Source organism: Bacillus sp. CIS52 (assembly GCF_053545315.1).
This window is the reverse complement of the sequence record NZ_JBIUFR010000011.1, coordinates 1-14,405: the sequence shown is the minus strand read 5'-3', so window position 1 is coordinate 14,405 and position 14,405 is coordinate 1. Positions and strand designations below refer to the sequence as shown.

General features: G+C 44.8%; 11 protein-coding genes and 1 tRNA gene. 10 read left to right on the top strand and 2 right to left on the bottom strand.

All coding sequences use genetic code 11. The annotated features are described in order from the left end of the window. The first annotated feature begins 200 nt into the window (after positions 1-200). From thrS to ACH32G_RS18780, 3 genes are all read left to right on the top strand, one after another. On the top strand, positions 201-2,129 hold the full coding sequence (gene thrS / locus ACH32G_RS18790) for a threonine--tRNA ligase (protein WP_448814692.1): 1,929 nt from the start codon (positions 201-203) through the stop codon (positions 2,127-2,129). A 31-nt stretch (positions 2,130-2,160) separates the two neighbouring features. Further along, positions 2,161-2,463 carry an ArsR/SmtB family transcription factor gene (locus tag ACH32G_RS18785; RefSeq protein WP_045926203.1) on the top strand — a complete coding sequence of 101 codons (303 nt, stop codon included), beginning with the start codon at positions 2,161-2,163 and terminating at the stop codon, positions 2,461-2,463. A gap of 139 nt (positions 2,464-2,602) precedes the next feature. Then, positions 2,603-3,778 (top strand): MFS transporter, encoded by a 1,176-nt coding sequence (locus ACH32G_RS18780; protein WP_448814691.1) that lies wholly within the window; start codon positions 2,603-2,605, stop codon positions 3,776-3,778. Positions 3,779-3,823: 45 nt separating this feature from the next. Here ACH32G_RS18780 and ggt read toward each other — a convergent pair whose 3' ends face one another. After that, complete coding sequence (gene ggt, locus ACH32G_RS18775; protein ID WP_049628587.1) at positions 3,824-5,599, bottom strand: gamma-glutamyltransferase; 1,776 nt, start codon at positions 5,597-5,599, stop codon at positions 3,824-3,826. A 243-nt stretch (positions 5,600-5,842) separates the two neighbouring features. Between ggt and ACH32G_RS18770 the strand changes: the two genes are divergently transcribed. From ACH32G_RS18770 to ACH32G_RS18760, 3 genes are all read left to right on the top strand, one after another. Next, positions 5,843-6,073, top strand: coding sequence for an excisionase family DNA-binding protein (locus tag ACH32G_RS18770; RefSeq protein ID WP_016936555.1), 231 nt, complete (start codon positions 5,843-5,845; stop codon positions 6,071-6,073). A 315-nt stretch (positions 6,074-6,388) separates the two neighbouring features. Next, a complete protein-coding gene (locus ACH32G_RS18765) occupies positions 6,389-6,934 on the top strand; it encodes a site-specific integrase (protein ID WP_016936554.1) in 546 nt (181 codons plus the stop codon). A gap of 39 nt (positions 6,935-6,973) precedes the next feature. Next, positions 6,974-7,046: transfer RNA gene (locus ACH32G_RS18760), tRNA-Arg, on the top strand. 349 nt (positions 7,047-7,395) lie between these two features. On the opposite strand, the gene ACH32G_RS18755 is transcribed toward ACH32G_RS18760, so the two are convergent. Then, on the bottom strand, positions 7,396-7,938 hold the full coding sequence (locus tag ACH32G_RS18755; RefSeq protein ID WP_045926206.1) for an IseA DL-endopeptidase inhibitor family protein: 543 nt from the start codon (positions 7,936-7,938) through the stop codon (positions 7,396-7,398). Between the two features lie 228 nt (positions 7,939-8,166). Here ACH32G_RS18755 and ACH32G_RS18750 point away from each other — a divergent pair, with 228 nt between their 5' ends. The 4 genes from ACH32G_RS18750 to ACH32G_RS18735 all read left to right on the top strand — a co-directional run. Beyond that, on the top strand, positions 8,167-9,555 hold the full coding sequence (locus ACH32G_RS18750) for an MATE family efflux transporter (RefSeq protein ID WP_045926207.1): 1,389 nt from the start codon (positions 8,167-8,169) through the stop codon (positions 9,553-9,555). A 115-nt stretch (positions 9,556-9,670) separates the two neighbouring features. Then, the gene (locus tag ACH32G_RS18745) at positions 9,671-10,639 is read left to right on the top strand and encodes an aldose 1-epimerase (RefSeq protein WP_366970860.1); all 969 of its coding nucleotides are present in this window, start codon (positions 9,671-9,673) and stop codon (positions 10,637-10,639) included. Positions 10,640-10,658: 19 nt separating this feature from the next. Beyond that, complete coding sequence (gene dacB / locus ACH32G_RS18740; RefSeq protein WP_448814690.1) at positions 10,659-12,134, top strand: D-alanyl-D-alanine carboxypeptidase/D-alanyl-D-alanine endopeptidase; 1,476 nt, start codon at positions 10,659-10,661, stop codon at positions 12,132-12,134. Positions 12,135-12,608: 474 nt separating this feature from the next. Next, positions 12,609-14,405, top strand: a 1,797-nt coding sequence (locus ACH32G_RS18735; RefSeq protein WP_448814689.1) for a condensation domain-containing protein, incomplete at its 3' end; no start/stop codon positions are given.

Here is a 14,405-nt window from a genome sequence, read left to right as displayed (position 1 = left end):
CACGAAGAATGGGCTTACCGCCTTTTGAGCTGTATCGGTGAACGAAAGCAGCCGATACCGTATAGCCGCGTTACGGCAACAATGAGCCGCCGCTTGAAGCGGCGGGAATTTGGGTGGAACCGCGGGTCTGACACACACTCGCCCCTTGCTTTGGGATGAGTGTGTTTTTATTTTCTTAAAAATAAAGGAGAGATCAGACCGTGAAGAAACCGCACATTGTCATTACTTTTCCTGACGGGAAACAAAAAGAATACCAAAAAGGCGTTACGTTAGAAGAGATCGCCCAATCAATCAGTCCGGCTTTGAAAAAGACATCAGCCGCCGGCAAGGTAAACGGATCGTTATATGACCTTAGAAGAAGCATTCATGAAGATGCTGAAATTGAACTGTGCAGTTTTCAATCTGAAGAAGGGCTGGGTGTGATGAGACACACAGCAGCGCACGTATTGGCGCAAGCGGTAAAACGTCTGTATCCGAAGGTCTGTTTAGGGATCGGTCCCGTTATTGAGAATGGCTTTTATTATGATTTTGACATGGATGAAACGATTACAGAAAAAGACCTGGCCGCCATTGAGAAAGAAATGAACAGAATCATTTCAGAAAATCCGGAAATCATCAGAGAAGAAATCTCCAGAGAAGAGGCAGAGCATCTGTTTGCTCACGAGCCGCTGAAGCTCGAGCTTTTAGCCGATATTCCGCAGCATGATACAATCAGTATTTACCGACAGAGCGACTTCATTGATTTATGCCGGGGGCCGCACTTGGCGTCTGCCGGTCAGATAAAAGCTTTTTCGCTCACTCATGTGTCAGGAGCTTATTGGCGGGGCGACAGCAATCAAAAAATGCTGCAGCGCATTTATGGGAAGGCATTTTCTTCAAAAAAGGAGCTGAACAGGCATTTTCAGCTGATAAAAGAGGCGGAGAAGAGAAATCATCGAAAATTGGGAGCGGAATTACAGCTTTTTATGTTTTCAGAAGAAGCGCCGGGTATGCCTTTTTATCTGCCGAACGGTCAGTTCATCCGAAATACGCTTGAATCATTTCTGCGTTCAAAGCAGGATGCTTATCATTATCAGGAAGTGCGCACACCTATGATGATGAACCAGCGTCTTTGGGAGCAATCAGGCCATTGGGATCATTATAAAGAGAATATGTATTTCTCAGAAGCCGATCATCAGCGCTTCGCGTTAAAGCCGATGAACTGTCCCGGCCACATGCTCATTTTTAAAGAAAAGCTTCGTTCTTATCGCGATCTTCCAATTCGGATGGCTGAATTCGGCCAGGTGCACCGTCACGAATTCAGCGGGGCGCTCAATGGCCTGCTTCGCGTCAGGTCCTTTTGCCAGGATGATGCGCATATTTTTGTAACGCCCGATCAGATCGAGAGCGAAATTACTTCAGCGCTTCAGCTGATTCACGAGGTGTACACCGCATTCGGTTTTTCCTATGATATTGAGCTGTCAACAAGACCGGACAATTACATGGGAAGCGAACATTTGTGGGACCGGGCGGAGAGCGCATTAGAGAAAGTATTAAAAGAACAGGGATATCGTTTTCGATTTAATCGGGGGGATGGCGCATTTTACGGCCCGAAAATTGATATTCATATAAAAGATGCGCTGAATCGAAGCCATCAATGCGCTACTGTCCAGCTCGATTTTCAAATGCCGGAGAAATTTGATTTAACATATATTGATGAAAAAAATCAAAAAGTCCGTCCTGTTGTTATTCATCGGGCGGTATTCGGATCTCTTGACAGATTTTTCGGAATCATAACCGAACATTTCGGGGGAGCGTTCCCGTCATGGCTTGCTCCGGTACAGGCAAAAATCATCCCGGTATCAAATACCGCACACCGGGACTGCGCAGAACAGGCGCACCGGCAGCTGAAGAAAGCGGGTATCAGGGCTGAGCTTGATCAGCGGGATGAAAAACTCGGATATAAAATCAGAGAAGCACAAATGAAAAAAATACCGTATATTGCTGTTGTGGGGGATCACGAGTGCCGCCATCAATCTGTACAGGTAAGACAATACGGACAGGAAGACACATTTGAAGAGAGTGTGAGTGATTTTGTTTCCCGGATCATAAATGAAACAAAACAAGAGATTCAAGTAAATCGACATTGACATATCGCAAAATCACGATATAATAAAACGTATGAAACCTATTGATGTTTTTAAAGCGTTGTCTAATGAGTCCCGGCTTGAGATTTTACAATGGCTGAAAGAGCCGGACCATCATTTCGCCCCGCATGATGGCATTGATATGAATGAAATCGGAGTATGTGTGAGTCAGATCACCGATAAGCTTCAGATGACACAGTCAACGGCGTCTCAATATCTTTCCATCCTTCAGCGGGCGGGCCTTATCCAAACGAAACGGATCGGCAAATATACCTATTATAAAAGAGATGAAGAAGCGATAAAGGCGATGGCCGATTATTTTCAGCGTGAAATGTAGGGCTGAATCCTTTGAAGAGGGATTCAGTTTCTTTTTCTGATTACATATCGACATATTTCGATTTGTTTCTGTTTTAATCTTTTATATCGATATATCACAATATATCTTTATATAAATCATCAATGAAGGAGTGTATCAGATGCAAAATACATGGAAGGTTTACATTTTGGCGATTATCAGCTTTTTAGTTGGGACCTCTGAATATGTGATATCCGGGGTGCTTGATAAAATTGCAGGTTCTTTGGGCGTCACTGTGGCAGCGGCAGGGCAGCTGATTACAATTTTTTCACTCGTTTATGCAATCGGAACGCCCGTCGTGATGGTTCTGACAGCAAGGCTGGACAGAAGGAAGCTTATGATCTATGCTCTGGGGCTGTTTGTTATCGGGAATATCATTTCTTTCCTTGTGCAGGGATTCGGCTTATTTGCGGGAGCGCGGGTGATCATGGCGCTTGGAGCGGGAAGCGTGGTGGTAACCGCGCTTACGATCGCAGCAAAAATCGCTCCTCCGGGAAAGCAGGCAAGCTCTCTTGCGACAGTCATTATGGGATTTACGGCTGCGCTCATTATCGGTGTGCCGATTGGAAGAACCGTGTCTGAAGCTTTCGGCTGGAAAATGGTTTTCGCCGGTATTGCGGCACTTGGAATCATTGCCATGCTGATTATACGTTTCACGCTGCCTGAGATAAAAGGAGATAAACCCGTGCCGCTCATTCAGCAACTCTCTTTTTTGAAGAAACGAAAAGTGGCTGTCGGCCTGGCCATCACGTTTTTTTGGCTTGGAGGTTATTCAGTTGCGTATACGTACCTTTCGCCGTTTTTACTGAACGTTACTCATATCAGCAGCGGAATGCTGAGCACATTGCTCCTTATTTTCGGGGTTGCAAGTCTTGCCGGCTCTAAAGCAGGCGGTTTCAGTGCAGACAAATGGGGGGCGCGTGTCACATTGACCGGCGGAATGGCGCTTCATGCTATCATGCTCATGTTATTGCCCTTTATTACACATTCTGCTGCCGGAGCGGCGGCAGTGCTTATATTTTGGTCCTTTTCCGCCTGGTCATCCGGGCCGGCTCAGCAATATCATTTGGCAACGATGGAGCCGGAATCATCAGGTGTATTACTTGGCCTCAACCAGTCTATGATGCAGCTGGCTATGGCGGCCGGGGCAGGTATCGGGGGCATTGTTGTCACTCATCTGTCTCTTGCGTCAGTGACATGGATTGGTGCAGGCGGTGTTGTCATTGCAATGTGCGGCGTGCTTTCACTTATGTTGTTAATGTCTGAAAAAACCTCATCCGAATACAGCGCCGAATAAACAAAAGCCTCGTTTCTCAGTTTGAGAAATGAGGCTTTTGTCTTGTTATTTTTCACATTTCTTCAAGTTTACGCCGATTGCAGCTCCATTTCGGCTTGAGTCGGCAACGCCGGTGAAGGTGCCGTTTTCACGATCAATCAGGATGCTTTGCACGTTTCCGATATCAACCGGACTGCTGCCGAATTTATGCCCCATTTCGTTCAGTTTTGCGCGGGCTTCTTCCGGCACTCCTTTTTCATAACGATAGGACGTCATACTGTTTGTGTAAATTCTCGGCTCTTCGACCGCCGCTTTAAGATCCATGCCGTACTCGACTTTGTTCAGGATCGTTTGCAAAACGGAAGAAATAATCGTTGCTCCGCCGGGGGAGCCGACAGTCAGGACGGGTTCGTTATTTTTAAATAAAATGGTCGGAGTCATGCTGCTGAGCGGACGTTTATTCGGCTGCACTTCATTTGCGCCGCCCGGCACCGCATCGAAGTCTGTTAATTCGTTGTTCAAAACAACGCCATATCCGGGAACCATAATGCCGGAACCGAACAGCTGTTCAATCGTTGTTGTATAAGATACAACATTGCCGAAGCGATCGGTTACCGTGAAGTGAGTCGTTTGACCCTCTTGTTTATCAGTCGGCTGTTCGACTTGTTTATAGTTTGCAGCGCCTTCCTGATAAGCCCAAGGATCACCGGCTTTCGGTTTTTTATTCACTTTATTAATATCTATCAGCTGTCTGCGGGCATTGATATAATCTGGATTCAAGAGACCTTTGAGAGGGACGTTGACGAATTCTGGGTCCCCGGCAAATGCGGCGCGGTCAGCATAAGCCAAATGCATTGTTTCGGCGAGAAGCTGATATTTTTGCCAAGAACGGATATCATATTGGGAAAGCTTAAAATCATCCAGAAGGTTCAGCATTTGCAACAGGAAAACACCGCCGGAGCTTGGAGGAGGAGCAGTTGCGATATGATAGCCCTGGTAATCTCCCCAGATCGGTTCGTCAATCGTCACATTGAAGTTTTTAATATCTTTTTCTGTCATTGAGCCGCCGAATTCCCGCACTGTTTCCGCGAGCTTTTTGGAGAATGCTCCGTCATAGAACGCTTTTGTGCCTTTGTACTTAATAGCTGTAAATGTTTTGGCTAAGTCTTTTTGGACCAGTGTGTCTCCTTCTTTCAAAGGTTCTCCGTTTGGAAGAAACACGTCTTTTGCAGCAGTGTGTGATAATTTGTCTTTATAATCTGAGATGGCGTCAGCTAAAACCGAATCAATCGGAAAGCCTTTTGAGGCAAGTTTAATGGAAGGGGTGATGAGTTGTTTCATGGAGCGGGTGCCCCATTTGTCGAGCGCTTTTTCAAGTCCTTTTAATGTTCCCGGAACACCGACTGCAGTCCCTTTTGTAACCCGCTCAGAGAAAGGAATGGCTTTGCCGTTTTCGTCCAGGAACATATCCGGTGTTGCGCCTTCCGGTGCGCGTTCCCGGCTGTCGATAATGGTGGTGTCTTTCGTTTTCGCATCATAAACCATCATAAATCCGCCGCCGCCGATTCCCGACATCATCGGTTCGGTTACGTTTAATGCAAATTGAATGGCCACCGCGGCGTCAATTGCATTGCCGCCTTTTTTCAGCACGTCGGCACCGATTTGTGAAGCGAGAGGATGGGCGGTGGCGACCATGCCGTCTTTGCCGACATCTACCTGTTTGTAGTCATCATAGGAAAACGGGTGTTTCTTAGCCTGAGCGTGATAAGGGATGCTTCCGGCTGCGAGCAAAGTACTGAGCAGAACGATAAAACAGAGATTCATAAACTTTTTCTTTTTCATAGTCTGCCTCCTTTGTTTTCCGCTTACAATTATAGAGTAAGTAAAATGTGCTGTTTTCACAAGTGACAAACGGAATAGTCCGGTGTGCAAAAAGCCGGGGTTTCTGTGTGAATGTAATCAGTCGGAAATGGGATAAATGGGAAACCGGACAGAAAAAGCTGTGAAACAAGCATTAAGGCAAAAAATAAGCTACAATAAACAAAATAGAATTCACTCACATGACATATGAAAGGAACGTGAGCCATGTATTTAACCATTAAAGAGACAGCGGAGTTTACCAGTCTTCCTGAAGAATATGTACACAATCTTATTTTGACGAATAAAATAAGAGCGGTCCATGACGGGCAGCAATATTTAATCAACAAAGAACAATTTCAAACCCATCTTGAACAGCTGGAGAAATATAAAGAAATGATACAAGAGTTTTTAAATGAACCGCTCCCTGAAGACATTGATGTAAAAGACGAAGATTAGGACACAATTTCATATTGTGTCTTTTTTTTGCATTTCTTCAGCTGTTCACAAAAAAATCGGACGCTCATATTTCGTTTTAAGGGCGCTGTTTTCTTTTTTGAATACTAAGAGACTCCGATGCCTCAAAATCCCGTCACGGGGATATAAACGATGTTTTTGGGGATCTTTTTGAAAACAGGTGTTTTATTTTCTTTATGTAACACTATGTATATTATGTTACATAAGAGGCTTTATCCTTTATCATTCAATGGGTTTCAGCTATAATAGTAACATAATCCTCAATATGTTACTTTACCAATTATAAGGGGTTTTTTGATGCATATCGTACAGCCGATCCGAAGTTTGGAGAAGATCCAGGAAGTCAAACAGTATTTAATGAAGAAAAGTGAACGTGATTATTTTTTATTTATTTTCGGCATGAACAGTGCACTGCGGATTTCTGATGTTCTGCCGCTTCGCGTAAGGGATGTCAGAAACAAAGATCATGTATGGGCGACTGAGAGCAAAACGAGAAAGAAAAGAAAAATTCTGATATTGGAATCTCTAAAGGCCGACATATACGCATATACAAAAGATATGAAAGAGAATGACTATTTGTTTAAATCGAAACGGACGAATAAGCCTATTTCGCGGATTCAGGCATACAGAATATTAAAAGAAGCAGCTGCTGCGTGCGGATTGGAGGAGATCGGGACGCATACGCTGAGAAAGACGTTCGGGTATCATTTTTATCAGAGGACGAAAGATATTGCCGAACTCCAGCGGATATTAAATCATTCTTCTCCGTCTATTACGATGCGTTATATCGGAATAGATGAGGATACGACGAGAGCGGCTTATAAAGTGTTCGGCGGGCTGTAGGCTTGAAAAAAACGGCCGCCAGCGTTACTATATAAGCAGGCTCTAGTAGCACAGCGGATAGTGCAGCAGTTTCCTAAACTGCAGGTCGGGAGTTCGAATCTCTCCTAGGGCGTTTTCAGCATAAGATAGGTGCAGATTAATAATGTCGGTAAAACAGAAAAACCCTTGTCACACAAGGGTTTTTGTCGTTTTTGCAAGCTTTTTATTTTTGTGAGAACCCGCTGAAAAACGATGCGATTTTATTTTTATTTGCACATTTTTTGCAGATTTCTATACAGGTGTTTTCACGTCAGGCATTTTTTCAAATAAATCAAGGGTGTTTTGGGTATCTTCTTCACGTAGTTTTTAAATTACACTCAAATAATAATTAATCCCTCATATGCTCTAAATATTTCGTGACATGAAAAGCCTTTCCACGCCATTGCATCATTCAAAAAAGCCCGCTTTTAGCGGGCTTTTCTTTATATAACAGCATCAAATTGATTGACTTTCCAAACGTTGTTTTCTTTTACGAATGTAACGTCGCGTTTTGCTGACGGAGAACCGTCAAGAGTCGGTACAGTGAAGCGGTACGTTTGGACGCTTCCTTTTTTAGAAAGAAGGGTCATTTTTGCTTTTTTCCAATTCAGGAGGTTATCCCCGTCGCCGACCGGAACAGCCAATTTGCCGTCTTTTACGGTGAAGTGGTACTCTTTAAGCCCTTTATCAATCGCCTGCTTTGTAAAAGCGGGTGTCAGATATTTTACGGCTTTCGCTTTTGTTCCGAGTTCTTTGCACATGAATACATATTGAAGATTTTGATATTCGAACTGCTCGGATGTGCAGTTTGCTTTTGACTTAAGCGTTCCTCCGCTCATGGTGTTCCAAAAATGTTCTCTTGCTGACAGAGCCAGCTGAAGTGCTTGTTTTTGTGTTAGGTCATTAGGCGTATTTTTGGCAGTCGCCGCAGTGCCCAGTGATAGAATCAATGTAATAGTAGTGAGGAATAATAGCCATTTTTTCATGATATAATCTCTCCTTCAACGAATCTCTTTCTCTTATGTTACAAATGTTACAATAATTACGGTAAGATTACAATACCTTTTCAGAAATATTTTCCGCACTTTTTATTTTTATGATTTATTTCCATGTAAGACGGTAGAAAAAGATAAAGAGTTTCATTGAACAAAAGGTTTTTACAAGCTGTCTGCTGAATAATAAAATGGAAGAAAATCAAAAAAGGAGTCCTACATATGGAGGTACAAGATAATCTGGAGACAGCGGAAGGCCCTGGCCAGTCTGTCTGGCGGTCTATGTCATTATTTTTAGTCCCGCTGCTATTAAGCAACGTATTGCAATCTGTCGGCCAGTTGGTCGGAATGGTGTTTGTCGGAAGGTGGCTCGGAGTCGATGCGCTTGCCGCTGTATCGTCTTTTTTTCCGCTGTTTTTCCTGCTGATTTCCTTTACAATCGGAATCGGTTCAGGAAGTTCCATTCTGATCGGGCAGGCTTACGGCGCGAAAAACGAAGAGAGAATGAAAGCGATTGTCGGCACTACGCTGACGTTTACCTTTATGCTCGGTATTGTTCTGGCAGTTGTCGGCAGTGTGTTTACGCTTGATATTTTGCGGCTGATGGGAACGCCGGAAAATGTAATAGATGTCAGTGTCCGATATGCGCGCATTCTGTTTTGCGCGATGCCGCTGATGTTTTTATATTTTGCTTATACAACATTTTTACGCGGAACGGGAGATTCAAAGACCCCGTTTTATACGTTAATCGTCAGTACGGTTATTAACATCGGGCTTTTGCCTTTATTGATTCTCGGACTTTTCGGGCTTCCGAAGTTCGGCATTTACGGATCAGCGTATGCAACGGTCATTTCAAACATCGTGACATTTATCGTGCTAATGGTTTATTTGCGGAAAAAGAAGCACCCGCTTGCATTTGACCGGACTGCGTTCCGCTCTCTTAAAATGGACAAAAAGCTGCTCGCGCTTTTACTGCGGCTCGGTATTCCGTCGAGCATCAATATGATTCTCGTATCGCTTTCTGAAATCGCGGTCATCTCTTTTGTGAATCATTACGGATCAAATGCGACGGCTGCTTACGGGGTTGTCAACCAAGTGGCGAGTTATGTGCAGATGCCGGCGGTAAGCCTCGGTATCGCCGTTTCAATTTTTGCCGCCCAATCCATAGGAGCCAATCAATTCGGCCGGCTGAAGCAGGTCATCAAAGTCGGCATCGGCCTGAATTATTTGATCGGCGGGGTTTTGATTGTGCTGATTTACACCTTCTCCCGGCAGATACTGGCTTTGTTTTTAACCGATCAGGACACGCTTCATATTGCCCGCAATCTTATTATGATTACACTTTGGAGCTATCTGATTTTCGGTCACGCTCAGATCGTTTCAGCGACAATGCGGGCGAGCGGTACGGTATTATGGCCGACTGTTATCAGCATTTTTGCAATTTGGGGAATTGAGGTGCCTATCGCCTTTATACTATCTCATTACACGAAACTCGGCATTCTCGGCATTTGGGTCGGTTATCCGGCAGCTTTTGTCATCAGCCTGCTGCTGCAGTACGGGTATTACCGGTTTGTATGGAAGAAAAAACAGATTACCCGGCTGATTCAATAAGGTTTTACCGCACATCGCTCAGTTCATACGGGCGATGTTTTTTTCAGAGAAGGAAAATGAGTTTAGAAAATGGAATTCCTATACATGCTAGAAAACAAGGAAAGGGCAGGTGCTTATGACGATTGAACATACGACTTATTTAGGGGCTTCGGCCGTAAAAGCGGAAACTGAACAGGCTGAATGCATCATTGTGCCGGATTGGGGCTCACATGTCATTTCAATCCGGGATAAAAGAACCGGTATGCAGATTCTGAGAGAACCGGAAACCGCGGAACAATTTCGCGAAAAACCGATGCTGTACGGTATTCCCGTTTTATTCCCTCCGAACCGGATTACGGACGGGACGTTTCGTTTTGACGGCCGCACGTATCAATTTGACATAAACGAAGAGGATAAACATAATCATATTCACGGCTTTCTTCACAACCAGCATTGGAAGTTGGTAGCGGCGAAAGAAGAGGCGGATGAACTGACAGTCGAAACAGAAATTGATCTTACAGAAATTCCCCGTGTCCATAAACAATTTCCGCACGATGTCATTGTCCGGATGACTTATACATTAAAAAACAATGTGTTTACGCAGCGGGCGCTGATTATCAACAAGGGAACGGAGGCTTTTCCTTGGGGACTGGGCTATCATTCAACTTTTGTTTTCAATGAAGAGCGATCACGTCTTTTTCTGACGGCTGACCGCATGTGGGAATTAAATGAACGTTTCGTGCCGACGGGCCGTTTATTGGATGTGCCTGATAAAGAAGCGTTCCGTAACGGAATGTCTTTAAAAAATAAGCAGTTTGACGATGTTTTTCTTTCTTCCGGACGGAATGGCGGCAATAACGAAGCTGTTATTTATCATCCTGATGAGCAGCTATCCGTTTTGTATCAGGCAGACACGTCTTTCAAGCATTGGGTGGTATATAACGGTGACGGAAAGCAAGGGTTTGTCAGTCTTGAGCCTTATACCTCCGTTACAGATGCATTTAATCTGAATCAGCCTGCATCACTGACGGGGCTTCAGATACTGAAACCGGGCGAAGAAGCGGCCGCGTCATCCCGGATCACCATTTTGCATGACGAAGAATAAGAAAGAGGCGGGGATAACATTGAAAACATATGTCAAACGCTTGACCGCGGTGTTTCTCCTTTTGGTCATAGCCGCCGTTCCTTATATTGATGATTCCGCCAAAGCGGCCGAACAAAAAAATGCGTTGCAAAAAGAGCTGGAACACATTCTGAATGAAGAACCTGCATTAAAGGGCGCCGCGGCAGGCGTCAGTGTCCGATCGGCAAAAACAGGGGAGGTGCTGTTTGGCAGCCGGGAAGATATGAGACTGAGGCCTGCATCACTGATGAAGCTGCTGACGGCATCTGCGGCGCTTTCCGTTCTTGGAGAAGATTACACCTTTAAAACAGAAGTACGGGCAGACGGCGCCGTGAAAGGAAAACAGCTGCGCGGAAACCTTTATCTCAAAGGAAGTGGCGATCCGACCCTATTGGCTTCTGATTTTGAGAAGATGGCTAAACAGGTTAAGGAAAAGGGCATCCGTGTCATTAAAGGAGATCTGGTCGGGGATGATTCACGGTATGACGATACCAGGTATTCAGTTGATCTGCCGTGGAGCGATGAAGGCCAATATTATGGAGCGCAAGTATCAGCTCTTACCGCTTCACCGAATGAGGATTATGATACCGGAACGGTGATTGCGGAAATCAGCCCGGCGAAACAGCCCGGTAAAAAGGCGCATATTACGATTTCTCCCCATACGGACGTCGTACGTGTGAGAAATGAAGTGAAAACCGCCGCTTCTGATGAAAAGAAAGATTTGACGGTTGAACGGGAGCATGGGGGCAATGTGATTACGGTAAAGGGAACCATGCCGGCGGGCGCGGCAAAGGCAAGAGAATGGGCGGCAGTGTGGGATCCGTCGTCCTATGCATTAGATTTATGGAAACAAGCGCTTACTAAACAGGGCATCACTGTAAAAGGAAAGGTCAAAACAGGGTGCATGCCGCATCACACCCAGCCAGTCACATCACGGACATCAATGCCTCTTTCGGAATTATTGATCCCGTTTATGAAACTGAGCAACAACGGGCACGCCGAAATTCTGATCAAGGAAATGGGGAAAGTGAAAAAAGGCGAGGGCAGTTGGGAAAAGGGTTTGGACGTGATGAAATCGGAGCTCAAATCGTTCGGGCTGAATCCGGATGAATTGATTGCCAGAGACGGATCCGGCGTTTCTCATATTAACGGCGTATCCGCCGGCCAAATCGGAGAGCTTTTGTATGCCGTTCAGAAAGAAAAGTGGTACCCGGCTTTCCTTCGTTCGCTCCCTGTCGCCGGTGCAAGTGACAGAATGACGGGAGGCACCCTTCGGAACCGGCTGAAGAATACTCCGGCAGAAGGCAAAATTAAAGCGAAAACCGGGTCACTAACATCAGTCAGTTCAATCGCCGGCTATGCGGAAACAAAAACAGGGGATACGCTTATTTTTTCCGTGCTTCAAAACGGATTGCTTGACGAAGATGACGGAAAAGACATTGAAGACAAAATCGCAGTCGTGCTGGCAAATCAATAAAAAAGCCGATCCTTATAGGATTCGGCTTTTTTTGATGGAAAACGAATATTATATTGCTATTATGAAACAATCTCTTCAAAAAATAATATCTTCAATATTCCGACTTTTTGACACTTTCTTTTCTTATGTGTCACCGTTTTTTCATTTTTATTATAAAAACTTCTTTCCGGGAGGCAAAATCTTTTTAAAGATGCGATTCATTATACATTTTATTCCTTATTATAGTATTTAAGAACTAGTTTGTGATGTGCATACATACCGTTTCACATGGTATAAAAATTATAGAAATGAAGAATATAAGTAAGTACAATATACTATATTCTAAAAAATGTTAGAGGAAATTTAATTTTTTATTGTGATTTCTAAAATATGTTTTAAAATAATGCTATATGGATGATTTAGTCATATGATGTCGAATTTTAATTGTAATTATTTCACTTTCTTATCCTCTTAAATTGAAATGGAGGGATTCCATTGAAGAACACTGTTTATTCTTTAACTCACGCCCAAAGAAGAGTCTGGTTTACAGAGCTGCTCGAGCCGGGCACAAGTATCTGCAATCTTGCGGCGTGCGTCAAATTCAGGGGAAATATCGACTTTGACGTATTGCGCCGTGCTTTAGATTTCTCTATCTTGCAAAATGATTCGCTCAGGTTTCAACTGACGGAAGGGGACGGCTCAGAACCCCAGCTGTATCTGGCCGGGCATCGGCCGATTTCTTTAGAGACCGTTGATTTTACTCATATTGATCAATCAGAGCGGGATGCATGGATTGACACACAGACGCGTGTTCCGTTCAAGCTGTTTCATTCACCGCTGTATCAATTTACTCTGCTTGTCATGTCAGACGAAGAAGTTTGGCTTTATTCAAAATTTCACCATATTATCATGGACGGTATCTCGCTCAATCTGCTTGGCAATCAGCTCATTGAAATTTACCAAAAAATCATGCGAAGCGAGGATTTGGCCGAACACCAAAGCCCTTCCTATCTCAGCTACATGGAAAAAGAACAGCAATATTTACAATCTTCCCGTTTTCAAAAAGATCGTTCATTTTGGACTGAAACGTACCGAACTGTTCCTGAACACCTTTCACTTGCGGAACGAACCTCTCATCTTAGACAAAGCACTGCAGCTTCCAGAGATACAATCACTCTTTCCCACTCCTTAGAACAATCAATCCGGCGTTTTTGCAAAGATCATAATGTCAGCATCATCTCTCTGTTTATGGCTTCGTTATACATATGCATCAGCCGTCTGACGGCTAAAAAGGATATTGCCATCGGTACTTATTACGGAAACCGGGGTTCCAAGCTCGAAAAGGATATGCTCGGCATGTTTGTCAGCACACTGCCGATCAGAATGACGGCAGATCCGGATGCGGAGTTCCTGTCTTTTGTCCGCAGTGTAGGAAAACAGCAGCTGTCTGTTATGCGGCACCAGAAATATCCTTACAATCTTTTTGTCAATGAATTAAGGCAGGTTCATCACGATCTGCAAAATATCATCGGGATTTCGATGCAATACCAGCCTCTCGCGTGGCATCAGGCGGAGGGCTTCGATTATGAAACGGCGATGTTTTTCAGCGGGCATACGGCAAATGAGCTGTCCATTTTAATTAAGGAGCGGACAGATACGGGATTGATTGAGCTGAATTTTGATTATCAATCCGCTTTATTTACTGAAACATCGATTAAACGGATTCAAACTCATTTGCTGACGATCGTTGAAAATGCCGTTAGAAATCCAAACCGGCTGATTCGGCATATTGATATGGCGGATGAAAAAGAAAAGAAACGGGTGTTAACTGCGTTTAACCGTACAGAAACGGCTGAACCGCCGGCTCCTACGCTTCACGGGCTGTTTACCCGCCGCGCTGCGCTTTCGCCGCATCGTCCGGCGCTCCGTTTCTCAGACGGTATGCTGACGTACGCCGAGCTTGACCGGTACACAGACAGGCTCGCTTTTTGGCTCCGCCAAAAAGGCGTCCGCAAAGAAAGCGTGGTCGGCGTGCTCGCTGAACGCTCGCCGGAGATGGTGATTTCAGTGCTTGCCGTGTTAAAAGCAGGCGGCGCCTACGTGCCGCTTGACCCGGAATATCCGGAGGACAGGCTGCGCTATATGCTCGATGACAGCGGCGCCTGTCTCCTGCTTCAACAGTCGGGATTATCCGTTCCCGGTTTTTCCGGCGAGACGCTAGAAGTGTCTCTTTCTGCCCTTACAGGTGAGACGGAGACAGGGGCTGTCTCTGAAGAAGCGGATGCCGATTCG